We start from the raw sequence: 25,422 nt of genomic DNA, 5'->3' as shown, positions 1-25,422 counted from the left end.
CACGAACCCCTCTCCTCGACCCGGTCCTCTCCCGTCAGCGGAACGGGACGGCACGGCCTGTCACGGAGAGTCTGCGTCCCACCCACCCTCGGCCCGTGAGACGACGCGTGAGAGCTCGGCAACTCCGTCGCCGGCCACCACGCGCCCGCCGGAGGATGCCGCTCAGACCGTCGAGGTCCCGGCCTCCTGCGGCACCGGCACGGGCCGGGTCACCCGGGCGCGTCGGCGGGACAGGGCGACGCCCAGCAGGCAGACGCCGCCCCCGACGACGGCCAGCGCCGGCGGCACCTCGTCCAGCAGACCCCAGCCCAGCAGCACGACGATCGGCGGCACCAGGTAGGTGGTCGCCCCCAGCCGGCCGGCGTCCATCCGGCGCAGCGCGTAGGCCCAGGTGCTGAAGGCCAGCGCGGTCGGCACCGCCCCGAGGTAGACGGTGCCGGCGATCGAGGAGGCGGGCGCGGTGCCCAGCTCGTCGACGAGCACGCCGGCCCAGGGCAGGCAGCAGACCGCCCCCATGGCGCAGGCGGTGAAGGTCACCTGCAGGGCGGGCAGCCGGCGCAGCAGCGGCTTCTGCGCCACCACCCCCGCGGCGTAGGTGACCGCCGCGACCACGCACAGGACGACGCCCAGCAGGTCGGCCCCGGCGTCGCGCGTGGCGAAGCCGATCAGCAGCACCCCGCAGAAGGCCACGCCCAGGCCGATGACCAGCCAGCGCGGGAAGCCCTCGCCCAGCAGCAGGCCGGCGAAGACCGCGATCAGCACCGGGCCGATGTTGACCAGCATCGCCGTGGTGCCGGCGTCCAGGTGCTGCTCTGCGGCGTTGAGCGCCAGGTTGTAGATGCCGAACCAGCCGATCCCGCACACGGCGAGCAGCCGCCACTCCCCCGCCGTCGGGGCCACCCAGCCACGCCGGGCCAGCAGCGCGCCGAGGACGGCGGTGCCGACGACCAGCCGGCCGAGCGCCAGGGCACCGGGTGACAGGTCCTCACCGACCGCGCGGATGCCGATGAACGCCGACGCCCAGGCCAGGACGGTGACGCTGACGGCGAGGAGGGTGAGCGGTTCGCGCGGGACGGGGCTGGACACGCACCGGACGCTAGGGGGCGCCGCCGACGGGATCCGGCGGTTTCCGGACACGGCAGCCGACCTGGCCGTCGCGCTGCGGAAGCGGGCCGGAACGACGCGGTCGCCCGGCCCTGTCGCAGGCATGGGGCAGCATGCCGGGCATGCCCACCGAGTCCCGCCACCTGAGCGTCTCCATCGACCGCCCCGCCGCTGCGGTCTACTCCTGGGTCCGCGACCCGGCCCACCTGCCGCTGTGGGCCGCCGGCCTGGCCAGCGGGGTCCGACGGGAGCGGGGCGAGTGGGTGGCCGACTCCCCGATGGGCCGGGTGCTGGTGCGTTTCGTGCCGGTCAACGAGTACGGGGTGCTCGACCACGACGTCGTCCTGCCCGACGGCACGGCCACCACCAACCCGGTGCGGGTGCTCGCCGACGGCGCAGGCAGCGAGGTGGTCTTCACCCTCCGCCGGGCGGCCGGCGCCCCGGCCGAGGAGTTCGAGGCCGACTCCGTGGCGGTGGCCGCCGACCTCGAGACCCTGAAGCGGGTGCTCGAGGCCGGCTGACCCCCACTGCTGCCGCCTCAGCGCTCCTGGTCGGTGGGGCGCACCAACACCTCGTTGACCGCGACGTGGCTCGGCTGGCTGACCACGTAGAGCACCGCCCGGGCGATGTCCTCGGCCTGCAGCCGGGTCATCCCCGCGGCCATCTCCTGCGAGGCCCGCTTGGCCTCGGGCTGGGTGATGTGGTCGGTCAGCTCGGTGGCCACCGCGCCCGGCTCGACCAGGCTGATCCGTACCCCGCGGCCGGTGACCTCTTGGCGCAGCGACTCGCTGAAGGCGTTCACCGCCCACTTGCTGGCGTTGTAGACCCCGGCGCCCTTGCGGGCGGTCCGGCCGGCGACGCTGGACATGTTCACCACGTCGCCGGAGCCCTGCTCGACCATGCCCTCGATCGCGGCGTGGGTCATGTACAGCAGACCCAGCACGTTGGTGTCGATCATGCGGCGCCAGTCCTCGGGGTCCGCGCCGACGATGGTGCCCAGCAGCATCACCCCGGCGTTGTTGACCAGGACGTCGAGCCCGCCCAGCTCCTCGCGGGTGCGGGCCACCGCCGCCGCGCAGGCCTGCTCGTCGGTGACGTCCAGGTCCAGCTGCAGCACCCGGGCACCACCGTCGCGCAGCTTCGTGGCCAGCGCGTCGAGCCGGTCCTTGCGCCGGGCGCCGATGGCGACCGCCGCCCCCGCCTCGGCCAGCGCGATCGCGGTCGCCTCGCCGATCCCCGACGAGGCCCCGGTGACCAGGGCGACCTTCCCCTGCAGCGGCCGGCTGTTCTCGGTCATGCGTTCCTCTCTCCCGGGCCGACGGTGCGGCCCCCCGGTGCCCCAGTGCCCCGGCCGTGCGCCCGCCACGCACCCGTTGCGCGGCGCGCTCGTCGACCTGCGGGGCGTGACGTGGACTGGACGTGCGACCGGCCCGGCTCCTCTGCGAGGGGCCGGGCCGGTGCGCGATCAGGTCAGCGGGTCCGGTTGACCCGGTCGACGTCGGAGGGGTCGGGGCCGCCCGGATCGGTGTTGTGACTGCCGGTCGCCCCCAGCGCCGGTCCGGTGCCGGCGGCGAAGCCACCCTCCTGGTACAGCGACGCCTTCATCTCCGCCGGGGCCAGCATCCGGGCGACGTGCCAACCGACGACGGCGACGATCGTGCCCAGCGCGATGCCACCGATGGAGTACTCGCTGCTGAACCGCAACTGGACGTCGCCGATGCCGATGATGATCCCGGCGGCCAGGGGCACCAGGTTGATCGGGTTGGCGAAGTCGACCCGGTTCTCCTTCCAGATCTTGGCGCCGAGCAGGCCGATCATCCCGTAGAGGACGACGGTGATCCCGCCGAGCACCGCACCGGGGGTGGCGTTGACGATGGCGCCGAACTTGGGCACCAGCCCGAGCATGATCGCCACCAGCGCGGCGACGTAGTAGGCCGCGGTCGAGTAGACCCGGGTGGCGGCCATGACACCGATGTTCTCCGCGTAGGTGGTGGTCGGAGAGCCACCGACCGAGGTGGCGACCACGGTGGCGGCGCCGTCGGCGAAGACCGCCCGGCCGAGCACCGGGTCCAGGTCGCGCTTGGTCATCTCGCCGACCGCCTTGACGTGGCCGGCGTTCTCCGCGACCAGCGCGATCACCGCGGGCAGCACCAGCAGCGCGAAGTTCACCGAGAACGAGGGCGCGGTGAGCTCGGGGAGCCCGAACCACGAGGCCTCGCCGACGCCGCTGAGGTCGACCCGGTCGTGCGCGACCCCCACACCCGCGGCGTCGTAGGTCACGGCCTGGGAGAAGGTGTCCAGCAGCAGCGAGAGCAGGTAGCCGAACACCAGGCCGAGCAGGATCGAGATCCGGGCCCAGAACCCACGCAGCGCCAGCGAGACCACGATGACGAACGCCATGGTGGCCAACGCGACCCACTGGTCCTGCGGCCAGTACAGGCCCGCGGCGACGGGTGCGAGGTTGAAGCCGATGAGCAGGACCACCGCGCCGGTCACTGCCGGGGGCAGCACCCGGTTCACCACGGCCACACCGGCGGCCTGGATGAGCAGCCCGACCAGCGCCAGCACGATGCCGGAGACGAGGATCGCGCCGACCACGTCGGAGCTGTCCCCGCCCTGGGCGCGGACCGCGGCGACACCGCCGACGAACGCGGCGCTGGTGCCCAGGTAGGAGGGCACCTTCCCCTGCACGATCAGCAGGAAGATGATCGTGGCGATCCCGCTCATCATGATCGCCAGGTTGGCGTCCAGCCCCATGATGAGCGGGAAGACGAACGTGGCGCCGAACATGGCGACCACGTGCTGGGCGCCGATGCCGACGGTCAACGGCCAGGACAGCCGCTCGTCGGGCGCCACCGCCTCACCCAGCGGTGGGGTCTTCCCGTCCCCGTAGAGCTTCCAGCCGAACGCCATCGGTCCTCCTCGCACCTCCGCCGAACAGATAGCTCAGCGCTGAGGTACCGGACAGTGGCAGAAGTCCGTGGATCACACCAGGGGGTCCTGGACACGTTCCCATCACGGACCGCCAGATGAACACGGTCGGAACACGCCCGACTCGCGACCGCCTCAGACCAGGGACTCGAGCCCGTCGTCCAGGACGGCGGCGACCACGCTCTCCACCGGCGGCCGGTGCGGCTGGTCCAGCCCGCGGATGCGGGCGGCGTGCAGCGCGAGCAGCAGGTTGAGCCGCAGCGTGGGGTCGGTGGTGAACGGGCCGAGCAGCCGCTCCAGCTTGCCGATCCGGTAGCGCATCGTGTTGTAGTGGAAGTGCAGCCGGCGGGCGGACTCCGCGACGTTGAGGTTGGTCTCCAGCAGCACGCGCAAGGTCTCCCGCAGGTCCACCGCGTCCGCGTCGGAGGAGTCGGCGAGGGTGCCGAGCACCTCGTCGACGTAGGAGCGCAGCTCGTTGCTGTCCGGGATCAGCGACAGCAGCCGGAAGACGCCGAGCTGGTCGAAGTGGGTGACCGCGTGGCCGCCGTGGATCTCCTGCCCGACCACGAGCGCGCGCTGGGACTGCTGGTAGGCCTCCCCCAGCGCCGACAGCGACTCGGCCGGCCGGCCGATCCCGGTGCCGAGCAGCCGGCCCACCCGACGCAGCCGGGCGTTGACCCGGGCGGTCACCGAGGCGACCAGGCTGGAGAGCTCCTCGGGCGTGCGCCCGTCCAGCGGGAGAACGGTGACGATCTCGGTGGCGAGCCCGGCGACGGCGGCTCCGGCGACCTCGCTGTCGACCGCGGCCCGCCAGCCGTCGGCCAGCCGGTCCAGGACGTCCAGCGCCCGGGTCGGGTCCGCGCCGGCGTCGGCGACCGTCTCCGTGGCGGTCACCAGGACGACGACCGGGCCGTCGAGCCGCCAGCCGAACGAGCGCGCGTAGGCCAGCGCCCGTTCGGTGTGCGCGAAGGTGCCGCCGACCAGCCGGCGGACCATGTCGCCCTGGAACCGCAGCTCCACCGAGTGCACCGCCTGCGAGCGGATCTCCGACAGCGCGGCGATGACCGCGGCCTGCTCGAGGACCGCACCGGCGCCCAGCAGCATCGGGCCGTGTCGGTTCACCGCGACCAGCCAGCCGTGCCGCTGGTCACCGGCCATGATCGGCGCCACCGCGTACTCCCCGACCCCGCCGGGCAGCTCGTGGTGCCCGGGCACCAGCAGGATGCCGTCGGCCGGTGAGAGGTCGGCGTCGGCGAGCACGTCGGCGGGGGTGACCACGCTCTGGTCGGCACGGTTGCCCGACAGCCGGCGGGACGGGGTGAGGTCGGCGAACGCGTCGTCGGCCGCGGCGTCGAGCAGCCACAGCCAGTCGCGGATCTCGGTGACCTCCTCCGGCGGGCCGGCATGGGTGGCGACCTCACGGTCGGGGCCCAGGCCGAGCACGGCGGCCCCGGCGAGGAAGGTCGACACCTGGGTGGTGACCTCGGACAGCCCCCCGCCGGACAGCGCCACGTCGATGAACTGGTTGTGCATCCGGTTGGCGAGGCTCAGCGCCTGGGTCTGCTTGTCGATGATGGCGCCGAGCACCTCGGCGACCACCTCGTCCAGCCGGGCCCGCGCGGGCAGGGCCAGCACCGGGAAGCCACGGCGGTCGGCCTCGGCGAGCAGCTCGGCGGGGACGTCGCCGGCCGGGTTGCCCGAGCCGGCCTCCGAGCGGTAGGCGAGAGCGCCACTGCCGGCCCGGTGGAGCCGATCGATCAGGGCCCGGCTCTGCGCCGGGTCGCCGCTGGGCAGCCGGGCGCCGAGGACGACGAGCAGGTCGGGCCCGGCACCGGCGACGGGGTCGCCCGGGTCCTGCACGGCCACGTGCCGGACGATCCGGCGGGTGCCGGTCGCGCCGCCGACGACGAGCGCGCCGGTCAGCCCCGGCAGCTGCAGGAGCTGGTCGACGGTCAGGCCCATGCTGTCCTGGAGGGCGGTCCGGTCGGCCGGCGGGAGCTGGGAGAGCACCGGCTCGGCCGACGCGGGCACGGTACTGAAAGTAGCCATCCGGTCGCTCTGCGAAGCGTATGTCACGGACGAATCACGTTCGGTCACTGTACGTTCCCCCAAAACACCGTGCACGAGCCTGCTGCGCGAGATTCTGTCAGACGTCTCTGGACGGCAGAAGGCACGCTTGGCGAGAATCGCCATACAGGCACGGGGGACGCGCCAGTAGGTTCGAGCCCCGGTCCTGTGTCCGGCTCGGATGGTAGGCGGCTCCGTCGATCGACGGGCGGTCCGGCGTCCCGGCCGGGCGAGCCAGACCGGGACGGGCCCCGCTGCAGGCGTCGCCCGTCGACCGCACGGGTGGAGGGCACATGCGCACCATCGACGAGAGCACCGCCGGCCACGGCCGGGACACGACCCCAGATGACACCCGCACCGGGCAGGCCGCCCGGGCCGGCGTCCCGACCATCCCCCTGCCTCGTGAGTCCGCAGCCGCCGGCGCCCGGACCCCCGGCACGACGGTCCCCGCCCAGGCCAGCACCGGCATCGCCGACCTGCTGCGCGGGCCGGTCCGGTCGGCGCGGGTCCTGCTGTCGGTCCCGGCAGCGGTGTACCTGACCGTGCAGACCCCGCATGGCCCCGACGTGGTGGGGGTGCTGACCTCGGACGCCGCCCGGCTGCCGCTGGGCTGCGTGCTCTTCCGGCCCTCGAACGGCCGGCCTCTGGTCTCGGTGCCCAGCGGTGCCCCCGCCCGGATGGGCGGCGGCCGGTTGACCGTCGGCGACCTGACCATCAGCGCCGCCGCATGGTGGGACCCCCGGCCCAAGCTGCCCACCGCACGCCCGGCGCTGCTCCCCGAAGGGGTCCGCCAGCTCCGCTCGGCCCTCTACGGCGAGGGCGTGCCGCACAGCGCGTTCGTCCTCCCCGGCCTGCCCAGCGGTCCCAGCGGCCCGCTGGCCGCGCTGCGCGGCGCCGTCCGCCGAGCCGACGTCGACGCCGCACTGCGCACCGCGACCCGGCTGATCGGGCTGGGCCCCGGCCTCACCCCCGCCGGCGACGACGTGCTGGCCGGCGTCACCGCGGGTCTCGTGCTGCTGGGGCACCCCGCCGCCGAGCGCTTCGGCGCCGGCGTGACCGGGCTGGCCGCCGGGCGCACGACCGAGCTGTCCCGGGCGCTGCTCCGGCACGCCGCCGCCGGCCGGGTCAGCGGGGAGTTCGCCGCCGTGCTGCGGGGCCTGGTCGGCCACGGCGCGCTCGCCCCGGCGATCACCACCCTGCTGACCACCGGGTCGACCAGCGGGCGGGCGATGGCGTTGGGGCTGTGCACCGCGATCGACCTCGTCGACCGGACCAGCCGGCCCCGCTGAGCCGGGCGGGTCGACCGGTCAGCCGGCCGGTCCGGGGAGCAGCGGCCCGAGCCGTTCCCACTGGGCGATCCGGCAGCCGTCGGTGCGGGAGAGCTGCAGGTCGACCGGTTCGCCCCGCCACACGCCGGAGACGTGCGCCGTCTGCGGCCCGCCGTACTGCTGGGTGCAGATCGCGTCGTCCGGTACCGGGGCGAAGGGCTCCTCGAGCTCCCTCAGGTTCTCGCAGGCCGCCTCGGCGTCGGGGAGGTCGCCCTCGACGGTGCCTCCGCAGGTGAGGGTGTAGCGCTCCACCGGCGCACCCTCACCCGGGTCGTACTCCACCACCAGGGCGGAGTCGGCCCCGTCGGCGTCGCCGGGAGCGGGGGTGGTGGCCGGGTCCGACGAGGTCGTCGGTGGCGTCGAGGAGCCGACCGTCTCACCGGCGTCGTCCGCGGTCCCGCAGGCGGCGAGCAGCATCAACGGGACGACCAGGGACAGCAGGACGGCGCGGCGCATGCCCGCCAGTCTGCCCGGGTCAGATGCGGGACGCTGCGATGCTGGTGACCAGGATCGCCCGCGCGCCGAGCTCCCACAGCTCGTCCATCACCCGGTTGGTGTCCTCCTTGCGGACCATCGCCCGCACGGCCGACCAGCCCGGCGTCTGCAGCGGGCTCACCGTCGGGCCCTCCAGCCCCGGGGTGCGGGCCGTGGCCTGGGCGAGCAGGTCGTTGGGGCAGTCGTAGTCGAGCATCACGTACCGCCGGGCGACCAGGACGCCCTGCAGCCGGCGGCGCAGCTGCGCGACGGCCGGCACCTCGTCGGCTCCGGCCCGGCCGACGAGGACGGCCTCGCTGGCCAGCACCGGTTCGCCGATGATCCGCAGCCCGGCCGCGCGCAGCGTGGTGCCGGTCTCCACCACGTCGCAGACGGCGTCCGCGACGCCGAGCCGGCAGGCGGTCTCCACGGCTCCGTCGAGCTTCACCACGGCGGCCTTCATGCCCGTCTCGTCCAGGAAGCGCTGCAGCAGGCCCGGGTACGCGGTGGCGATCCGCTTGCCCTCCAGCTTCGCCACCTCGTCGACCGGGGAGTCCGCCGGGCTGGCGAAGCGGAACGACGACCGGCCGAAGCCCAGCGGCATCACCTCGGCCGCCACCGCGTCGCCACCCTCGGGCGGGGTGGTCTCCAGCAGCATGTCCCGGCCGGTGATGCCGACGTCCAGCGTGCCGGCCGCCACGTAGATCGCGATGTCCCGCGGGCGCAGGTAGAAGAACTCGGTGTCGTTCTCCGGGTCGTACACCGCCAGCTCGCTGGAGGTGCGGCGCTGCCGGTACCCGCTCTCGGCCAGCATCGCGGCCGCGGGCTCGCTGAGGACACCCTTGTTGGGCACGGCAACGCGCAGCACAGCGAACAGCTCCTTTGAACCCAGGGGTGAGACCGTCGGCCCCCTTCAGAGGCTCGCCCCGAGCTCGCGAGGGGTGAGGAGAAGGGGGTCCTTCTTCAGAGGTGAGCGTAGACGTCGTCCAGGTCGAGCCCTCGGGCCAGCATGAGCACCTGCACCCGGTAGAGCAGCTGGCTGATCTCCTCCGCCGTCCGCTCTGCGCCCTCGTGCTCGGCGGCCATCCAGGACTCGGCCGCCTCTTCCACGACCTTCTTGCCGGCGGCGTGCACGCCGTCGCGCACGGCGGTGACCGTGCCCGAGGCGGGGTCGCCCGCCGACACCTTCTCGCTCAGCTCGGCGAACAGCTGGTCGAACGTCTTCACGCCGGGCCGACCCCGAAACCGGTGCTCTGCTTCGGGCTGCGCAGGTCACGCAGCACGAGGGCGGTCTGCAGCGCCGCGGCGGTGGCCTCCCAGCCCTTGTCCTCGCCGGAGTCGTCCATGCCGGCGCGGTCGCGCGCCTGCTGCTCGCCCTCGGTGGTGAGGACGCCGTTGCCGACCGGCTTGCCGGAGTCCAGCGCCACCCGGGTCAGGCCCGCCGTGAACGAGTCGCAGACGTACTCGAAGTGCGGCGTGCCCCCGCGGACGACGACCCCGAGGGCCACGACCGCGTCGTGCGTCGCGGCGAGGGCCTGGGCGACCACGGGCAGCTCGATGGCGCCGGGCACCCGGACGACGGTCGGCTCGGGGATGCCGGCGGCCTTCGCGCAGGCGATCGACCGCTGCAGCAGCGACTCGGTGATGTCGCCGTGCCAGGTGGTCGCCACGATCCCCAGGGTCAGCCCCGCGGCGTCGATGGGCTCCTGCCCCGGCGCTCCGGACCCGCTCATGAGTTCTCCTCGGTGCTGTTCGTCCTCAGCTGGGACGGTCGGTAAGGGACGGTGCAGTGTGCCGTGGGCCGCGGTGCGACCCGGTCACATCGGCTGCTCGTCGGCGCGCCGTCCCGGCGCGGGCGGCTGGCCGCCGGCGTCGGGGGCGTCGGGCTCGATGATCTCCAGCAGGTGGCCCATCCGGTCGCGCTTGGTGCGCAGGTACCCGACGTTGTCGACGGTGACGTTGCTGGGCAGGGCGACCCGGCCGGTGATCTTCAGGCCGTACCCCTCCAGCCCGGCGCGCTTGGCCGGGTTGTTGGTCAGCAGCCGCATGGTGTGGATGCCCAGGTCGACCAGGATCTGTGCGCCGGTGCCGTAGTCGCGGGCGTCGGCGGGGAGCCCGAGGTCGAGGTTGGCGTCGACCGTGTCCACGCCGGTGTCCTGGAGCTGGTATGCCTGCAGCTTGTGCAGCAGGCCGATGCCCCGGCCCTCGTGACCGCGGATGTACAGGACGACGCCGCGGCCCTCCTGGGCGACGGCGGCGAGCGCGGCGTCCAGCTGCGGGCCGCAGTCGCAGCGCAGCGAGCCGAAGACGTCACCGGTGAGGCACTCGGAGTGCACGCGCACCAGCACGTCCTCGCCGTCGTTGGCGGTGATGTCGCCGTAGACGAAGGCCACGTGCTCGCGCTCGTCGTAGGAGCTGCGGTAGCCGACCGCGGTGAACTCCCCGGCGCGCAACGGCACCCGGGCCTCGGCGACCCGCTCGACCAGCTTGTCGAAGCGCTTGCGGTAGGCGATGAGGTCGGCGATCGAGACCATGACCAGGTCGTGCTCGTCGGCGAAGACCCGCAGCTCCTCCCCGCGCGCCATGCCGGTCGGGTCCTTCTCGCTCACCACCTCGCACAGCGTCCCCGAGGGGCGCAGGCCGGCCAGGACGGCGAGGTCGACGGCGGCCTCGGTGTGGCCGGGTCGGCGCAGCACGCCGCCGTCCTTGGCGCGCAGCGGCACCACGTGTCCGGGGCGGGCCAGGTCGGCGGAGCTGGCCTCCGCCGACGCCAGGGTGCGGATGGTGTGCGCCCGGTCGGCGGCCGAGATGCCGGTGGTCACGCCCTCCCGGGCGTCGACGGTGACGGTGTAGGCGGTGCCGCGGCGGTCCTGGTTCACGCGGAACATCGGGGGCAGGTCGAGCCGGTCGGCGTCGGACTCGGTGACCGCGACGCAGATGTAGCCCGAGGTGTAGCGGACCATGAAGGCCACCACCTCGGGGGTGGCGAGCTCGGAGGCGAAGATCAGGTCGCCCTCGTTCTCCCGGTCCTCGTCGTCGATGACGACGACGGGCCGGCCGCTCTTGACCGCCGCGATCGCGCTCTCCACGGAGTCCAACCGGAACCCGTTCATCGGCGTGCTCCCAACAGTCGTTCGACGTACTTGGCGATGACGTCCACCTCCAGGTTGACCCGGTCACCGGGGGCGCGGTCGCCCAGGGTGGTCTCGCGGAGCGTGGTGGGGATGAGGCTGACCTCGAACCAGGGCTCGGGGTGGTCGGCGAGCGCGCTGACGGTGAGCGAGACGCCGTCGACGGTGATCGAGCCCTTCTCCACGACGTAGCGCGCGAGCTCGGCCGGGACGGCGATCCGCACGACCTCCCAGTCGTCACCGGGGGTGCGGGAGACGACGGTGCCGACGCCGTCGACGTGGCCCTGCACGATGTGGCCGCCCAGCCGGGTCTGCGGGGTGACGGCGCGCTCGAGGTTGACCCGGTCGCCGGCGCCGGTGGCACCGAGGCTGCTGCGGCGCAGGGTCTCGGCCATCACGTCGGTGCTCCACACGCCGCTGCCGTCGGGGCCGGGCTCGACCCCGGTCACGGTCAGGCAGACACCGTTGACCGCGATCGAGTCGCCGAGCGCGACGTCCTGCAGCGCCTTGCGGGCCCGGATGCGCAGCACGGCGCTGTCCGCGCCGTCCTCACGCACGACCAGGGTGCCGAGCTCTTCCACGATGCCGGTGAACACGTCAGCTCCCTCCGCCGGTCGACGTTGCCCGCCCAGTGTGCCCGGTGGGCCGCAACCGGATCTGCACGTCCCCGCCCATGCGGGTGACGTCGGTGACCTGCAGGTGCAGCGCATCGGTGATCGTGCTGATTCCCAGGCCGCCCACCATGCCGGCGCCGGCGCCGAGCAGGGTCGGCGCGACGTGCACCACGGCCTCGTCGACCAGGCCGGCGGCGAGGAAGGCAGCGGCCAGCGTCGGTCCGCCCTCCAGCAGCACCCGGCGGACGTCGGCGGTGAACAGCTCCGCCAGCAGCGCGGCCGGGGTGACGGCCCGGCTGACCAGCGTGGGTGCGGCGTCGTCGTGCACCCGGGCGGTGGCCGGCACCCGGCCCCGGCGGTCCAGCACCACGCGCAGCGGCTGGCGGTCGGCGGGGCGGCCGTCGGCGTCGCGGACGGTGAGCTGCGGGTCGTCGGCGAGCGCCGTCCCGGACCCGACCAGCACCGCGTCGCAGGTGGCCCGCAGCTCGTGCACGGCGGCCCGGGCCTGGGGACCGGTGATCCAGCGGCTGGTGCCGTCGGCGGCCGCGACCCGCCCGTCGAGGGTGGTGGCGACCTTCCAGACCACCTGCGGCCGGTGCTCCCGCACCCCGGTGAGCCAGCCGGCCAGGGCTCCCTCGGCGGCGGCGGCCTGCTCGGCGCCCAGTTCGACGTCGATCCCGGCCGCGCGCAGCCGGTCCGCACCCCCGGTGGCCAGCCGGGTGGGCTCGGGGACGGCGACGACGACCCGGGCGACCCCGGCGGCGATCAGCGCGTCGGCGCAGGGCCCGGTGCGGCCGGTGTGCGCGCACGGCTCCAGGGTGACGACGGCGGTGCCCCCGCGGGCGCGCTCCCCCGACGAGGCGAGCGCGTGCACCTCGGCGTGCGGGCCGCCCGGCGGGGAGGTCGCCCCCTCCCCCACGACGGCGCCGGCCGCGTCGAGCACGACCGCACCCACCGGCGGGTTCGGGCTGGTGGTGCCCAGCACCCGCAGCCCCAGCTCCCGGGCCCGGGCCATCGCCGCCTGCTCGGCGGTGTTCACCGGGCCTGCTCGGCGGTGTTCACCGGGCGCGCGCGGCCTGGGCCCGCAGGGCGGCGATCGCCTGGGCGGGGTCGTCGGCGCCGTAGACGGCCGAGCCCGCGACGAAGACGTCGGCGCCCGCCTCGGCGGCCTGCTCGATCGTGTCGGCGTTGATCCCGCCGTCGACCTCCAGGAACAGCTGGAGATGGCCGGCCTCGACCAGCCGCCGGGCCTCCCGCACCTTCGGCAGCACCTCGGGCATGAACGACTGCCCACCGAAGCCGGGCTCCACCGTCATCACCAGCAGGGTGTCGAACTCCGGCAGCACGTCGAGGTAGTCCTCCAGCGGCGTGCCCGGCTTGATCGCCAGGCCGGCGAGCGCCCCGGCGGCCCGGAGGTCGCGGGCCACGGCACGGGGGTCGGTGCAGGCCTCGGCGTGCACAGTGACGTTGCGGGCGCCGGCCTCGGCGTAGCCGGGGGCCCAGCGCGCCGGGTCGGTGATCATCAGGTGGCAGTCCAGCGGGACCGGGCTGACCGCCTGGATCGCCTTGACCACCGGCAGGCCGAGGGTCAGGTTGGGCACGAAGTGGGCGTCCATGACATCGACGTGGACCCAGTCGGCATCGGCGATCCGCTGCACCTCGTCGGCGAGCCGGGCGAAGTCCGCGGACAGCAGGCTGGGCGCGATCATGGGTTCCCGGGACACGCGCTGATCGTAGGGGCCGCCCCCTGGTGTCCCGGACGGGCGACCGAGGCGGCAGCGGCCCGGGACCGGCCGGCACTCCCCCAGGCTGCCGCCGTGCCGAGCAGCCAGGACGTCGACTGGGTCGCCCTCGGACGGCGGACCCAGCTCCGGAACTGGGCCGACGTGCCGCTGTCGGCCGGCTGGATGGCCACGATCGTCGTGCTGACCGGCGGCTACGCCCGCTGGGCCGGCCGCGCGGCCTGGGTGGCCGTGGCCGCGCATCGACCGTGGACTCCTCGACGCCTCGCCCGACCCCGAGACGTCGGCAGCCCGACACTCGACGGACCCGGCGGTGGACGTGTCCGTTGGGCACGACCGGGTAGGCGATCCCCCATGGCTTCGGAGAACTCAGCACCTGCCCGCTACGACGGCTTCGACCGGATGCCGATCGCCGGCACCTGGCGCGCCGGCCGGGCCGGGAAGACCGCGACCGACACCAACCCCTACACCGGCGAGACCCTGACCGAGATCCCGCTCGCCAACGCCGAGGACCTCGACGAGGCCTACGCCCGGGCGAAGGAGGCCCAGCGGGACTGGGCCGCCCGGCTGCCCAGCGAGCGCGCCGACGTGATGCGCCGCGCCGCCCGGGTCATGGAGGCCCGCAAGGACGAGATCATCGACTGGCACGTCCAGGAGAGCGGCGCCGCCGCCCCGGCCGCCGCCTTCGAGTACGCGATCACGCTGCGCGACTTCTACGAGGCGTCGTCCTACCCCTACCGCGTCGAGGGGCGGATCCTGCCGGCCGACATCGAGGGCAAGGAGAGCCGGGTCTACCGGCGCCCGGTCGGGGTGGTCGCGGTGATCAGCCCGTGGAACGTGCCGATGCACCTGTCCAACCGCTCCGTCGCCCCGGCCCTGGCCGTCGGCAACGCCGTCGTCCTCAAGCCCGCCGGTGACACCCCGGTCACCGGCGGCCTGCTGCTGGCCAAGGTCTACGAGGAGGCCGGACTGCCCGAGGGCCTGCTCTCGGTGCTGATCGGCGCCGGCCGGGACATCGGCGACGCGATCGTCTCCCACCCGACGCCGCGGGTCGTCTCCTTCACCGGTTCCACCCCGGTGGGCAAGGGGATCGCGGAGAAGGCCGGGCTGAAGAAGCTCTCGCTGGAGCTGGGCGGCAACGGGCCGCTGGTGGTGCTGGACGACGCCGACCTCGGCTACGCGGTGGACGCCGCCGTCTTCGGCAAGTTCTTCCACCAGGGCCAGGTCTGCATGATCACCAACCGGATCATCGTGGACGACGCCGTGCACGACGAGTTCGTGGAGCGCTACGTCGAGCGGGTGCGCGGGCTCAAGGCCGGCGACCCGGCCGAGGAGGACACGGTGATCGGCCCGATCATCAACGCCAAGCAGCTGGAGGGCATCCAGGAGAAGGTCGCCCAGTCGATCGCCGACGGCGCCCAGCAGGTGCTCGGCGGTGACCCGACCGGCCCGATCGGCTCGGTGCTGCCCCCGCACGTGCTGCTCGGCGGCAACGACGTCGCGACCGCCCGCCAGGAGGTGTTCGGCCCGGTGGCCACGATCATCCGGGCCCGCGACGAGGACGACGCGCTGGCGATCGCCAACGACACCGAGTACGGCCTGTCCAGCGCCGTGTTCACCGAGGACACCCTGCGCGGGGTGCAGTTCGCGCTGCGGGTGGACGCCGGGATGACCCACGTCAACGACTCCCCGCTCAACGATGAGAACAACACCGCCTTCGGCGGGGAGAAGGAGTCGGGGCTGGGCCGGTTCGGCGGCGACTGGGCGATCGAGGAGTTCACCACCGACCACTGGGTGAGCGTCCAGCACACCAAGCGGAAGTTCCCCTTCTGAGTCGTTCCCGCGGGGTCGCCTGGCGGGCGGTCGGTGGGCAATTGCGTTGCCCGCCGGCCGCCCGGCACCCCACGCTGACGGCATGGCCCTGCACCCGGACGAGTTGGGCGCCGCGCCCTCGCCCAGCCCGCCGATGAACCACCACGCCGCCCTGTTCCGCATCCGGGAGCGGTACGCCGCCACCCCGGACGCCCGGGCCCGGCTGCTGAACCCGTACACGCTCAGCCCGCACGAGGCTGTCCGGCTGGTGGCCGGCCTGGCCGGTGGCAGCCTCGCCTACACCGACGACGCCGAGCCCTCGGTGCAGGGCGAGGACCTGGTCGCCGCACTCAGCCTGTTCCCGCTGCTCCGGGCGGAGACCGACGACCTGGAACTCGGCCTCCTGACCATGGCCCGCGGTGAGGGGCTGACCTGGGCACAGATCGCCGACCGGCTGGGCCTGGCCGGCGAGCGGGAGGCGGAGCAGCGCCACGTGCTGCTGACCAGCCGAGGCACCGCCCCGGCCGGCGGCGGAGGCTGAGCGTCCAGCGGGTCGAGCCGGTGGCGGTGCACGGAGCGGCACGCTGAGAGGCGTGCCGCTCCGGTCAGCGGGTGCGGCGGAGCAGGGCCATGAACATCGCGTCGGTGCCGTGCCGGTGCGGCCACAGCTGGGCGTGCTCGCCGCGCGCGATGCCGGGCACCTCGGGGAACAGCGGGGCCACGGGGAGCACCTCGACGTCGTCCCGGCCGGCGGCCGCGTCGACGATGGCAACGGTCTCGGCGGTGTGCGGTGAGCAGGTCACGTAGGCGACCACTCCCCCGGGCCGCACCGAGGCCAGCGCGCTGTCCAGCAGCTGCCGCTGCAGCTCGGCCAGCGGCGGGACGTCGTCCGGCGTCCGGCGCCAGCGCACCTCCGGCCGGCGGCGCAGGGCGCCCAGGCCGGTGCACGGTGCGTCCAGCAGCACCCGGTCGAACGACCCGGCCGGCCAGTCCGGTGCGGTGCCGTCGGCGACCAGGACCTCGACGTCCTCGGCGCCGGCCAGCGCGCCGCGGACCAGCTCGGCGCGGTGCTCGCTGCGGTCGACAGCGGTCAGGTGCACCCCGGCCGGCCGGACGGCGGCCAGCAGCCCCGCCTTGCCACCCGGGCCGGCGCACATGTCCAGCCAGCGCACGTCGGGGCCCTCCAGCGGCGCCCGGACCAGGGCGAGGGCAGCCAGCTGGCTCCCCTCGTCCTGCACCGCCGCCGCGCCGGAACGGACCGCGGCGAGCTTGCCCGGGTCACCGCCGTGCAGCCGGACGGCGTGCGGGGACCACGGGCCGGGCTCGCCACCGGAGTCGGCGGCCAGCTCGTCGCGGTCGACGTGCCGGGCGACGAGGTGCACCTCGGGCGCGGCGTCGTCGGCGAGCAGCGCGGCCTCCACCTCGGCGTCGTCGGCGAGCGCGTCGCGCCAGGCGTCGACGATCCAGCGCGGGTGGTCGGTGGTGAGGGTCAGCCGCTCGTCGTCGTCGGCCGGTGCGAGTGCGGTGACCCAGGCCGCCCGGTCACCGCCGGCCGCGACCTTGCGCAGCACGGCGTTGACCAGCCCGGAGGCGCCGGTGCCGACGATCGCCCGGGTGAGCGCCACCGTGGTGTCGACCGCAGCGTGCGCCGGCACCCGGAGGTCGATCAGCTGGTAGGAGCCCAGCCGCAGCAGGTCCAGCACCTTGGGGTCGAGCTCGGCCAGCGGCCGGGACACCAGCGTGGTCAGGACGGCGTCCAGGGTGCCGGTGGCGCGCAGCGTGCCGTAGGCCAGCTGGGTGGCGAAGGCGGCGTCCCGGGGCTCGAGCTGCCGCTCGCGCAGCAGCTGGGGCAGCAGCAGGTTGGCGTATGCAGCCCGGCTGGAGACCCCGTCGAGCACGTCGTAGGCGGTCAGCCGGGCACCGTCCAGGACGGGCCGGTGCCGACGGGACTGCGGGCGCTGGTTCCCCGTGCCGGGGTCGTTGCGCCGCTTGTGGCCGGCCCGGTCCGCGGGGCCGCTCACGCGGTCACCTGCGCACCGAGTCGCTCGCCCGGCTCCAGGCGCGCGCCGCGCGCCCAGTCGGCCGCCGCGAGCATCTTCTTGCCCGCCGGCTGCACCGACGACAGCCGCACCGCACCGCGCCCGGTGCCCACCAGGACACCGGTCGACCCGATCGACAGCTCACCGGGCGCGAGCGCCAGCGACGAGGACAGCGGCTCGACCGGCGCCAGCCGCAGCCGGTTGCCGCGCCACGTCGTCCAGGCGCCGGGGGCCGGCGTCACCCCGCGCACCCGGCGGTCGACGACGTGGGCCGGCAGCGCCCAGTCGACCTGGGCGTCCGCGGTCTCGATCCGTGGCGCCAGGCTGACCCCCTCCGCCGGCTGGGGCTCCGGCCGCAGCGACCCGTCGGCGATGCCGTCCAGGGTCGCGACCAGCAGCCGGGCGCCGCTGACCGCCAGCCGGTCCAGCAGGTCGCCGGCGGTGTCGGTGGCCCCGATCGGCTCGGTGACGACGCCGAAGACCGGGCCGGTGTCCAGCCCCGCCTCCAGCTGGAAGGTGGCCGCGCCGGTGACCTCGTCGCCGGCCATGATCGCGTGCTGCACCGGTGCCGCACCGCGCCAGGCGGGCAGCAGCGAGAAGTGCAGGTTCACCCAGCCGTGCCGCGGGACGTCCAGCGCCGCCGGCGGCACCAGGGCGCCGTAGGCGACGACCGGAGCGCAGTCGACGGCGAGGTCGGCGAGCTGGGCCAGGAACTCCGGCTCACGGGGCGAGCGTGGCTGGAGCACGGGGACGCCGGCGGCATCGGCCCGCTCGGCGACCGGTGACCGGCTGGTGCGCCGGCCGCGGCCGGCGGGCGCATCCGGCCGGGTGAGGACGGCGACGACCTCGTGGGCGGAGTCCAGCAGTGCGTCGAGGGCGACGACGGCCGGCGCCGGGGTACCGGCGAACAGGAGCCTCAGTGGGGGCTCACCTTCACCATGGGCGCCGGCACCGGTGCGCCGTCGGGCAGCCAGGACTGCGCCCCCTGCCACTCCGCGTCCTGCAGGACGGCGAGCGCGGCCGCGCGGGCCTCGGTGTCGAGCCGGTCGACGAACAGCACGCCGTCGAGGTGGTCGGTCTCGTGCTGGATGGCGCGGGCCAGCTTGTGCGACCCCTCCACCCGGACCGGGTCGCCGTGCATGTTCCAGCCGGTCGCGGCGACGTACAGGTGCCGGCGGCAGTCGAACCGGAAACCGGGGATGGACAGGCACCCCTCGGCGTCTTCCTCGGTCTCCTCGCCCACCGGCGTGACGTCGGGGTTGACCAGGTGGCCGACCTCGCCGTCGACGTACCAGGTGAAGACGCGCAGGCCGACGCCGATCTGCGGCGCGGCGATGCCGGCACCGCCGGCAGCGTGCATCGTGTCGGTCAGGTCGGCGACGAGCTGACGCAGTTCGGCGTCGAAGTCGACGACGGGGGCGGCCGGGGTGCGCAGCACCGGGTCGCCCATGATCCGGATGGGGGTCACGCTCACGCGGACGATCGTAGGTGCCGGTGACTGCGGCGCCTGCAGGGTGATCTGGCTACGGTGCTGCAATGGCCTCACTCGCCGCCCACCGCGTCCACGCCGTGATCAGCACCCTCGTCGACGGACTGCTGGTCGGCGGCGCCGAAGCCGCCCTCGACCTGCCGCCCCGGTCCGCGGCCCGCCTGCGCGTCTACCTGGCCCTGATGGGCGCGACGGCCGCCGACACGATCGCCCACGACCTGCCCGCGCTGCGGCGCACCTTCCAGGGCATGCCGACCGAGCCGACGCCCCCGGCCGACCAGGCGGTGACCCGCCACCAGGCATTGGCGACGATGGCCTGGGGGCTGGCGGCGACGGCCGTCCACCGCCCGGCCGTCCGGGCGCTGCGCCGGCGCGGCCACCGCCGTCCGCACCTGGTGGTGGGGGTCGTGGTGGGGGTGGGCGCCGCCGCGTCGACGCTCCCGGTGCGCTGGCGCCGGGCCACCGAGCGGGCCATCGACGACCTGGCCACCGCCCAGCTGGACGCCGAGCTGGCGCAGCTGCTGGACCAGCCGACCAGCTGACGTCCTCCCAGGCGGGTGATCAGGCGAGGTCGAGCGGGTCCAGCTGCACGCGGACGTGCTCGGCGACCTTCTTCGCGCTCCGCACCCCCTGGACGTCGTGCAGCGCCCGCGCCAGCGCCGCCCCGTCGCTGCGCCGCACCCGGACCAGGTAGCGCTCCCGTTCGCCCTCCTGCCCGGGCCGTGGCGGCTCGGGCACCGGCCCGAGGACGTCGGCGCCCTCGGGCAGCCGCAGCGCCGCCAGGAAGTCCGCCAGCGCAGCCGGGGACGCGGCCAGGGAGGCCATCCGGGTGACCGGCGGGAAACCGAGCTCCCGGCGGTCGGCCAGCTCCCGGGTGGCCAGCCCGGCCGGGTCCCAGCGGACCAGCGCCTGCACGACCGGGTGGGCCGCGTCGGCGGCGACCACCACCTGCCCGCCGGGTCGCACCAGCGCGGCGGCGTTCATCCAGCGCCGCATCGTCTCCTCCCCCGCCCGCAGGTCCGCCCGGCCGAGCAGCGCCCAGGAGTCCAGCAGCAGCGCCGCGCCGAAGCCGCCCTCGGCCACCGGCTCGGCGCCCGGGGTGGCGACCACGATCGCCGGGTCACCGGAGACCGTGGCCAGCACACCGGAGGTGCGGCCGGAGACCCGCACGGCCGCGCCCGGGAACGCCCGGCCCAGCTCCTCGGCCGTGCGCGAGGCGCCGATGACGGCGGCTCGCAGCTTCGTGCCGTGGCAGTGCGGGCAGTCGAAGGTCGCCGCAGGCCGGGCGCACCAGCGGCAGGCCGCGATCCGCACGCCACCGGGCCCGGGCGACGGTGCGATCCCCAGCGGGCCGGCGCAGTGCGCGCAGCGGGCCGGCGCACGGCACCGGTCGCAGACCAGGGAGGGCACGTAGCCCGAGCGGGGCACCTGGATCAGCACGGGCGCACCGTCGGCCAGCGCGCGCCGGGCCACGGTGAACCCGAGGGTGGGCAGCCGGGCCGACCGTGCGGCCGGGTCCCGGGCCAGCTCGAAGTCGCTGCCCAGCGCCTCCACCCGCGGTGCCGCGGCGCGCAGGGTGGCACGGTCGGCGATCAGCTCGTGCGCCCACCCGGACTCCACCAGCAGCGCCGCCTCCGCCGTCCGCGCGGTCCCGGCGACCACGGCCGCGCAGGAGGCCAGGTGCGCCCGGTGCACCAGCACGTCCCGGGCGTGCGGGTAGGGCGCCCGCGGCTCGGCGTGCAGGTCGTCGCCGTCGTCCCAGATGACCACCAGGCCCAGCTCCCGCACCGGCGCGAAGACCGAACCGCGGGTGCCGAGCACCACCTGGGCGGTGCCGCGCGACGCGGTGAGGAAGCGGCCGTAGCGGGTGTCCGGGGAGGAGTCCGCGCGCAGCACGGCGACCGAGCCGGCCGGCAGCAGCCGGTCGGCCGCGGCGGCCAGCCGGTCCAGGTCCTTGCCGTCGGGCACCACCACCAGCGCGCCCCGACCGCCGGAGAGCGCGGCCTGCGCCAGCTCGGCCAGCCTGGTCGGCCAGTCCTCCCCGGGCAGCGCCGTCCAGACCGCACGCGCCGCCCGCCCCTCGGCCACGGCGGTCAGCAGCTGCGGCCCGGTCGGGTAGCGGGCGAAGCCCGCCGGGTCGGGGGCCGCAGGTGGTGGTGGCGGGTCGAGCCGGGGTCGCTTCTCCGGGGCGCCGCGGCGCGGCGGCAGGGCCAGCCTCAGCACGTCGGTCAGCGATCCGGCGTACCGGTCGGCGACCGAGCGGGTCAGCTCAGCGACCTCCGGGGTGAGCACCGGTTCGGCGGAGACCACCTTGGCCAGCGGGGCCAGCTTGCCGGTGTGGTCGGTGTCGGCGGCCAGCTCCAGGACGACGCCGTCCACCAGCTTGCCGGCGAAGCGCACCCGGACCCGGCAGCCGGCCACCACCTGCTCGGAGAGCTCCTCGGGGACGGCGTAGTCGAAGGGCCGGTCCAGGTGGGCCAACGGCACGTCGACGACGACCCGGGCCACCCGCACCGGGTCAGTCTCCCCGCTCACTCCGACAGTTCCCGGCGACGTGCTGGCACGGCCCTCCTGCAGTGCCCCGCTGCGCGCGGTCGCGCAGCGGGGCGCCCGGAGGTCCTCAGGCCACCGCCGACTTCAGCGCGTCGACCCGGTCCAGCCGCTCCCAGGGCAGCTCGATGTCGGTGCGGCCGAAGTGGCCGTAGGCCGCCGTCGGGGCGTAGATCGGCCGCAGCAGGTCCAGGTCCCGCACGATCGCGCCGGGCCGCAGGTCGAACACCGCGGTGATCGCCTTCTCCAGCACCTCCTCGGGCACCGTGTTGGTGCCGAAGGTCTCCACGAAGAGGCCGACCGGGTGGGCAGCACCGATCGCGTAGGCGACCTGCACCTCGCACCGGCGGGCCAGCCCGGCGGCGACGACGTTCTTCGCCACCCACCGCATCGCGTAGGCCCCGGACCGGTCGACCTTCGAGGGGTCCTTGCCGGAGAACGCGCCGCCGCCGTGCCGGGCCATGCCGCCGTAGGTGTCGACGATGATCTTGCGACCGGTCAGCCCGGCGTCGCCCATCGGGCCACCGATGACGAACTTCCCGGTCGGGTTCACCAGCAGCCGGTAGCCGGTGGTGGGCAGGCCCAGCTCGCGCAGCGCGGGCTCGACCACGAACTCCTGGATGTCCGGGGCGAGCAGCGTGTCGATGGAGATGTCCTCGGCGTGCTGGGAGGAGAGCACCACGGTGTCCACGGCGACCGGGCGGTCGTCCTCGTAGACGACGGTGACCTGGGTCTTGCCGTCGGGGCGCAGGTAGGGCACCGACCCGTCCTTGCGGACGGCCGACAGCCGCCGGGACAGCCGGTGCGCCAGCGCGATCGGCAGCGGCATCAGCTCGGGGGTCTCGTCCGTCGCGTAGCCGAACATCAGGCCCTGGTCGCCCGCGCCCTGCCGCGCGATCAGGTCGTCGGCCGCCGCGGCCCGGTGCTCGGCCGCGCTCAGCTCGGCCGTGCGGGCCTCGTAGCCGATGTCCACGCCCTGGGCGATGTCCGGGGACTGGGCGCCGATGGAGACGCTGACGCCGCAGGAGGCACCGTCGAAGCCCTTGCGGGAGGAGTCGTAGCCGATGCGGAGGATCGTCTTGCGCACGATGTCGGCGATGTCGACGTAGCCGGAGGTGGTGACCTCACCGGCGATGTGCACCTGGCCGGTGGTGATGAGGGTCTCGACGGCGACGCGGCTGCGCGGGTCCTGGGCGAGCATCGCGTCCAGGATCGAGTCGCTGATCTGGTCCGCGATCTTGTCGGGGTGGCCCTCGGTCACCGACTCGGACGTGAAGAGACGGCGTGGCACTCGGTTCTCCCTGCGGTCGGCTGCCGAGCGCGTTGCTCGCGGTCGGCCGGGCTGCACCAGGTGGTGGGCGGCCCGACGGCTGAGGCTACCGGCGGGACCTCCCGCCCGTTCGGTGAGGCGGTCGTGTCACGCCTGCCGGGGCAGCCGGTCGGACACCACGTCCCAGATCGCGGCGGCGACCGCGTCCTTGCGGCCGGGTGGCACGGCGGTCGTCGACCCGTCGGTGGCCAGCACCGTCACCTCGTTCTCGGCCCGCCCGAAGACCCGGCCGGCGGAGACGTCGTTGACCACCAGGAGGTCCGCGCCCTTGCGGGCCAGCTTGGCGCGGGCGTGGGTCAGCACGTCACCCTCGGCGTCACCGGTCTCGGCGGCGAAGCCGACGACGAGCTGCCCGGGCGGCCGGGAGCCCACCAGCTCGACCAGGACGTCGGGGTTGCGGACCAGCTCCACCGAGCTCGGCTCGGCGGACCCGCCCTTCTTCAGCTTGCTGCCGGCGACCGCGGCGGGCCGGAAGTCGGCGACCGCGGCGGCCATGACGACGACGTCGGCCGACTGGGCCGCTCCCTGCCCGGACGACTCGGTGTGCATCGCGGTCCGCAGCTCCTCGGCGCTCTCCACCGGCACCACCCGCACCCCGAACGGGGCGGGCAGCTCGACGTTGGCGGCGACCAGCACGACCTCGGCACCCCGGGCCGCGGCGACCCGGGCCAGGGCCCAGCCCTGCAGGCCGGACGAGCGGTTGCCCAGGAACCGCACCGGGTCCAGCGGCTCCCGGGTGCCGCCGGCGCTGATCACCACTCGGCGGCCGATGAGGTCGGGGGCCAGCGCACCGGCACCGGCGGAGAGCACCAGCTCGGCCAGCGCCGCGACGTCGGCGGGCTCGGGCAGCCGCCCGGGGCCGGAGTCCGGGCCGGTGAGCCGCCCCACCGCGGGGGGCAGCACGACCGCACCGCGGCGGCGCAGCGTCGCGACGTTGTCCTGGGTGGCCGGGTGCTGCCACATCTCGGTGTGCATGGCCGGGACGAAGACGACCGGGCAGTGCGCGGTGAGCAGCGTCGCGGTGAGCAGGTCGTCGGCCCGCCCGGCCGCCGCCCGGGCCAGCAGGTCCGCGGTGGCCGGGTTGACCAGGACCAGGTCGGCACGTTGCCCGATCCGGACGTGGGCGACCTCGGGGACGTCGTCCCAGACCTCGGTGGACACCGGGTTCCCGCTGAGCGCCTCGAACGTCGCGGCGCCGACGAAGCGCAGCGCCGAGGCCGTGGGCACCACCCGGACGTCGTGGCCGGACTCGGTGAGGGCGCGCAGCAGCAGCGCGGACTTGTAGGCCGCGACGCCGCCACCCACGCCCAGGACGATCTGGCTCATGCGGTCCATCCTCCACGCACGACGAAGCCCCCGGCACCAGCCGGGGGCTTCGTCATCAGTACGGGGTACCGGCCCCCTCGCAGGGGCCCGCCGCGAGCCTGCGAGCGGTGGGGGGCGAGGGGGTCCTTCGTCAGTTCTCGCCGGCGGTGTGGGCGAGGAGGCCCTCGTTGATCTCGCGGAGCGCGATCGACAGCGGCTTCTCCTGGGGCGCGGTGTCGACCAGCGGGCCGACGTACTCCAGCAGGCCCTCGGAGAGCTGGCTGTAGTAGGCGTTGATCTGGCGCGCACGCTTGGCGGCGTAGATGACCAGCCCGTACTTGCTGGTGGTCCGCTCGAGCAGCTCGTCGATCGGCGGGTTGGTGATGCCCTCAGGGGCAGGTGCGACTCCGGACACGGGCGGGCGTGCTCCTCAACTCGGTGTGCGGGCGGGCGGCGGATGGCTCCGCACGGTCGCCTCGGGTGCGCCCTCGACCGCGGTCAGGGACCAGCGGGCGGAGACCCAGTCAGCAAGCCTACCAACTCGTCGGCGGCCCTGGCCACGTCGTCGTTGACGACGACCACGTCGAACTCCCCGGAGGCGTCCAGCTCGGCCTGCGCGAGCGCCAGCCGGCGGGACTGCACCTCGGGGTGCTCGGTGCCCCGGCCGGCCAGCCGGCTGACCAGCTCCGCCCAGGACGGCGGGGCCAGGAAGACCAGCTGGGCCTCCGGCGCGCGGTCGCGCACCTGCCGGGCGCCCTGCAGCTCGATCTCCAACAGCGCCGGGGCCCCGGAGGCCAGCTGCTCCCGCACCGGCGCCACCGGGGTGCCGTAGCGGTTGCCCGCGTACTCCGCCCACTCCAGCAGGCCGTCGTGCTCGATCAGCCAGTCGAAGTAGTCGTCGTCGACGAACCAGTAGTGCTCGCCGTCGACCTCACCCGCGCGGGGGGCACGGGTGGTGACCGACACCGACACCCAGACCTCCGGGTGCCGGCGCCGGACCTCGGCGACGACCGTGCCCTTGCCCACCCCCGAGGGGCCGGAGAGGACCGTCAGGCGGGCAGGGGTGCGGGCCACGCTCGGCGTCCTCGGGCTGGGGGTGCGGATCGGTCGGGACAGGGACGGGCTCAGGGCTCGACGACCTCGCCGGCGAACTCGGCCTCCAGCGCCTTGCGCTGGTTGGCGCCGAGGCCACGGACGCGACGGGTCGGGGAGATCTCGAGCCGCTCCATGATCTTGGCCGCGCGCGCCTTGCCGACACCGGGGAGGGACTCCAGCACCGCGGAGACCCGCATCTTGCCGATGACCTCGTCGGTCTCGCCCTGCTTGAGGACGTCGCCGACCGTCGCGCCCTTGGTCTTCAGCCGCTCACGCAGCTCGGCGCGGGACTTGCGGGCCGCGGCGGCCTTCTCCAGGGCTGCGGCGCGCTGTTCGGGGGACAACTCGGGAAGGGGCACGGAGCAACCCAATCGTGATCGTGCCGGCGCTGCGACCGGCGGTGTCGTTCGG

At 74.9% G+C, this 25,422-nt stretch carries 26 protein-coding genes; 5 read left to right on the top strand and 21 right to left on the bottom strand.

What is annotated here, in order from left to right:
* Nucleotides 1-162: 162 nt before the first annotated feature.
* Nucleotides 163-1,086 carry a DMT family transporter gene (locus tag O2W18_RS19910; RefSeq protein ID WP_269189155.1) on the bottom strand — a complete coding sequence of 308 codons (924 nt, stop codon included), beginning with the start codon at nt 1,084-1,086 and terminating at the stop codon, nt 163-165.
* Nucleotides 1,087-1,226: 140 nt separating this feature from the next.
* Here O2W18_RS19910 and O2W18_RS19905 point away from each other — a divergent pair, with 140 nt between their 5' ends.
* A complete protein-coding gene (locus tag O2W18_RS19905) occupies nt 1,227-1,625 on the top strand; it encodes an SRPBCC family protein (RefSeq protein ID WP_269189154.1) in 399 nt (132 codons plus the stop codon).
* A 17-nt stretch (nt 1,626-1,642) separates the two neighbouring features.
* On the opposite strand, the gene O2W18_RS19900 is transcribed toward O2W18_RS19905, so the two are convergent.
* The 3 genes from O2W18_RS19900 to O2W18_RS19890 all read right to left on the bottom strand — a co-directional run bounded on the left by O2W18_RS19900 (nt 1,643) and on the right by O2W18_RS19890 (nt 6,066).
* The gene (locus O2W18_RS19900) at nt 1,643-2,401 is read right to left on the bottom strand and encodes an SDR family NAD(P)-dependent oxidoreductase (protein ID WP_269189153.1); all 759 of its coding nucleotides are present in this window, start codon (nt 2,399-2,401) and stop codon (nt 1,643-1,645) included.
* Nucleotides 2,402-2,574: 173 nt separating this feature from the next.
* A complete protein-coding gene (locus O2W18_RS19895) occupies nt 2,575-4,017 on the bottom strand; it encodes a uracil-xanthine permease family protein (RefSeq protein ID WP_269171818.1) in 1,443 nt (480 codons plus the stop codon).
* Between the two features lie 153 nt (nt 4,018-4,170).
* On the bottom strand, nt 4,171-6,066 hold the full coding sequence (locus O2W18_RS19890) for a PucR family transcriptional regulator (RefSeq protein ID WP_269189152.1): 1,896 nt from the start codon (nt 6,064-6,066) through the stop codon (nt 4,171-4,173).
* 329 nt (nt 6,067-6,395) lie between these two features.
* Here O2W18_RS19890 and O2W18_RS19885 point away from each other — a divergent pair, with 329 nt between their 5' ends.
* Nucleotides 6,396-7,391 carry a DUF2877 domain-containing protein gene (locus tag O2W18_RS19885; protein WP_269189151.1) on the top strand — a complete coding sequence of 332 codons (996 nt, stop codon included), beginning with the start codon at nt 6,396-6,398 and terminating at the stop codon, nt 7,389-7,391.
* Nucleotides 7,392-7,409: 18 nt separating this feature from the next.
* On the opposite strand, the gene O2W18_RS19880 is transcribed toward O2W18_RS19885, so the two are convergent.
* The 8 genes from O2W18_RS19880 to rpe all read right to left on the bottom strand — a co-directional run bounded on the left by O2W18_RS19880 (nt 7,410) and on the right by rpe (nt 13,373).
* Nucleotides 7,410-7,886 carry an SSI family serine proteinase inhibitor gene (locus O2W18_RS19880; RefSeq protein ID WP_269189150.1) on the bottom strand — a complete coding sequence of 159 codons (477 nt, stop codon included), beginning with the start codon at nt 7,884-7,886 and terminating at the stop codon, nt 7,410-7,412.
* Nucleotides 7,887-7,905: 19 nt separating this feature from the next.
* Nucleotides 7,906-8,772 carry an ATP phosphoribosyltransferase gene (gene hisG / locus O2W18_RS19875; RefSeq protein ID WP_269189149.1) on the bottom strand — a complete coding sequence of 289 codons (867 nt, stop codon included), beginning with the start codon at nt 8,770-8,772 and terminating at the stop codon, nt 7,906-7,908.
* Nucleotides 8,773-8,867: 95 nt separating this feature from the next.
* Nucleotides 8,868-9,131 (bottom strand): phosphoribosyl-ATP diphosphatase, encoded by a 264-nt coding sequence (locus tag O2W18_RS19870; protein WP_269189148.1) that lies wholly within the window; start codon nt 9,129-9,131, stop codon nt 8,868-8,870.
* Nucleotides 9,128-9,637, bottom strand: a complete 510-nt coding sequence (gene ribH / locus O2W18_RS19865) for a 6,7-dimethyl-8-ribityllumazine synthase (RefSeq protein WP_269189147.1) — start codon at nt 9,635-9,637, stop codon at nt 9,128-9,130. Before ribH ends, O2W18_RS19870 begins: the two co-directional genes overlap by 4 nt.
* 84 nt (nt 9,638-9,721) lie before the next feature.
* Entirely contained in the window at nt 9,722-11,017 is a 1,296-nt protein-coding gene (locus O2W18_RS19860; RefSeq protein ID WP_269189146.1) for a bifunctional 3,4-dihydroxy-2-butanone-4-phosphate synthase/GTP cyclohydrolase II, read from the bottom strand.
* Nucleotides 11,014-11,631, bottom strand: coding sequence for a riboflavin synthase (locus tag O2W18_RS19855; protein WP_269189145.1), 618 nt, complete (start codon nt 11,629-11,631; stop codon nt 11,014-11,016). Before O2W18_RS19855 ends, O2W18_RS19860 begins: the two co-directional genes overlap by 4 nt.
* A 1-nt stretch (nt 11,632) precedes the next feature.
* Entirely contained in the window at nt 11,633-12,688 is a 1,056-nt protein-coding gene (gene ribD / locus O2W18_RS19850; protein WP_269189144.1) for a bifunctional diaminohydroxyphosphoribosylaminopyrimidine deaminase/5-amino-6-(5-phosphoribosylamino)uracil reductase RibD, read from the bottom strand.
* Nucleotides 12,689-12,707: 19 nt separating this feature from the next.
* Entirely contained in the window at nt 12,708-13,373 is a 666-nt protein-coding gene (rpe, locus tag O2W18_RS19845) for a ribulose-phosphate 3-epimerase (protein WP_269189143.1), read from the bottom strand.
* Nucleotides 13,374-13,745: 372 nt separating this feature from the next.
* Here rpe and O2W18_RS19840 point away from each other — a divergent pair, with 372 nt between their 5' ends.
* Entirely contained in the window at nt 13,746-15,224 is a 1,479-nt protein-coding gene (locus O2W18_RS19840; RefSeq protein ID WP_269189142.1) for an aldehyde dehydrogenase family protein, read from the top strand.
* Between the two features lie 82 nt (nt 15,225-15,306).
* Nucleotides 15,307-15,744 carry a hypothetical protein gene (locus tag O2W18_RS19835; protein WP_269189141.1) on the top strand — a complete coding sequence of 146 codons (438 nt, stop codon included), beginning with the start codon at nt 15,307-15,309 and terminating at the stop codon, nt 15,742-15,744.
* Nucleotides 15,745-15,808: 64 nt separating this feature from the next.
* Here the strand turns inward: O2W18_RS19835 and O2W18_RS19830 are convergent, their stop codons facing one another.
* The 3 genes from O2W18_RS19830 to def are packed head-to-tail and all read right to left on the bottom strand — an operon-like array spanning nt 15,809 to nt 18,716.
* A complete protein-coding gene (locus O2W18_RS19830; protein ID WP_269189140.1) occupies nt 15,809-17,224 on the bottom strand; it encodes an RsmB/NOP family class I SAM-dependent RNA methyltransferase in 1,416 nt (471 codons plus the stop codon).
* A complete protein-coding gene (fmt, locus tag O2W18_RS19825) occupies nt 17,221-18,234 on the bottom strand; it encodes a methionyl-tRNA formyltransferase (protein ID WP_269189139.1) in 1,014 nt (337 codons plus the stop codon). Before fmt ends, O2W18_RS19830 begins: the two co-directional genes overlap by 4 nt.
* Complete coding sequence (gene def, locus O2W18_RS19820) at nt 18,159-18,716, bottom strand: peptide deformylase (RefSeq protein WP_269189138.1); 558 nt, start codon at nt 18,714-18,716, stop codon at nt 18,159-18,161. Before def ends, fmt begins: the two co-directional genes overlap by 76 nt.
* Nucleotides 18,717-18,778: 62 nt before the next feature.
* Here def and O2W18_RS19815 point away from each other — a divergent pair, with 62 nt between their 5' ends.
* Nucleotides 18,779-19,273 carry a hypothetical protein gene (locus O2W18_RS19815; protein ID WP_269189137.1) on the top strand — a complete coding sequence of 165 codons (495 nt, stop codon included), beginning with the start codon at nt 18,779-18,781 and terminating at the stop codon, nt 19,271-19,273.
* Nucleotides 19,274-19,292: 19 nt separating this feature from the next.
* On the opposite strand, the gene O2W18_RS19810 is transcribed toward O2W18_RS19815, so the two are convergent.
* The 6 genes from O2W18_RS19810 to mihF form a co-directional block, all read right to left on the bottom strand.
* Nucleotides 19,293-21,266, bottom strand: a complete 1,974-nt coding sequence (locus O2W18_RS19810; RefSeq protein WP_269189136.1) for a primosomal protein N' — start codon at nt 21,264-21,266, stop codon at nt 19,293-19,295.
* 85 nt (nt 21,267-21,351) lie between these two features.
* Entirely contained in the window at nt 21,352-22,572 is a 1,221-nt protein-coding gene (metK, locus tag O2W18_RS19805; RefSeq protein ID WP_269189135.1) for a methionine adenosyltransferase, read from the bottom strand.
* A 126-nt stretch (nt 22,573-22,698) separates the two neighbouring features.
* Entirely contained in the window at nt 22,699-23,937 is a 1,239-nt protein-coding gene (gene coaBC, locus O2W18_RS19800; protein WP_269189134.1) for a bifunctional phosphopantothenoylcysteine decarboxylase/phosphopantothenate--cysteine ligase CoaBC, read from the bottom strand.
* 130 nt (nt 23,938-24,067) lie between these two features.
* Nucleotides 24,068-24,331, bottom strand: a complete 264-nt coding sequence (rpoZ, locus tag O2W18_RS19795) for a DNA-directed RNA polymerase subunit omega (RefSeq protein WP_036335031.1) — start codon at nt 24,329-24,331, stop codon at nt 24,068-24,070.
* Between the two features lie 83 nt (nt 24,332-24,414).
* Nucleotides 24,415-24,990 carry a guanylate kinase gene (gmk, locus tag O2W18_RS19790; RefSeq protein ID WP_269189133.1) on the bottom strand — a complete coding sequence of 192 codons (576 nt, stop codon included), beginning with the start codon at nt 24,988-24,990 and terminating at the stop codon, nt 24,415-24,417.
* A 50-nt stretch (nt 24,991-25,040) separates the two neighbouring features.
* Nucleotides 25,041-25,370, bottom strand: coding sequence for an integration host factor, actinobacterial type (gene mihF / locus O2W18_RS19785; RefSeq protein WP_269171799.1), 330 nt, complete (start codon nt 25,368-25,370; stop codon nt 25,041-25,043).
* Nucleotides 25,371-25,422 lie beyond the last annotated feature (52 nt).

It is taken from the genome of Modestobacter sp. VKM Ac-2983 (genome assembly GCF_026967885.1).
In the GTDB taxonomy this organism is placed as follows: domain Bacteria; phylum Actinomycetota; class Actinomycetes; order Mycobacteriales; family Geodermatophilaceae; genus Modestobacter.
Note: the sequence above shows the minus strand (reverse complement) of the source record. Positions and strands in the feature narration are given on the sequence as shown.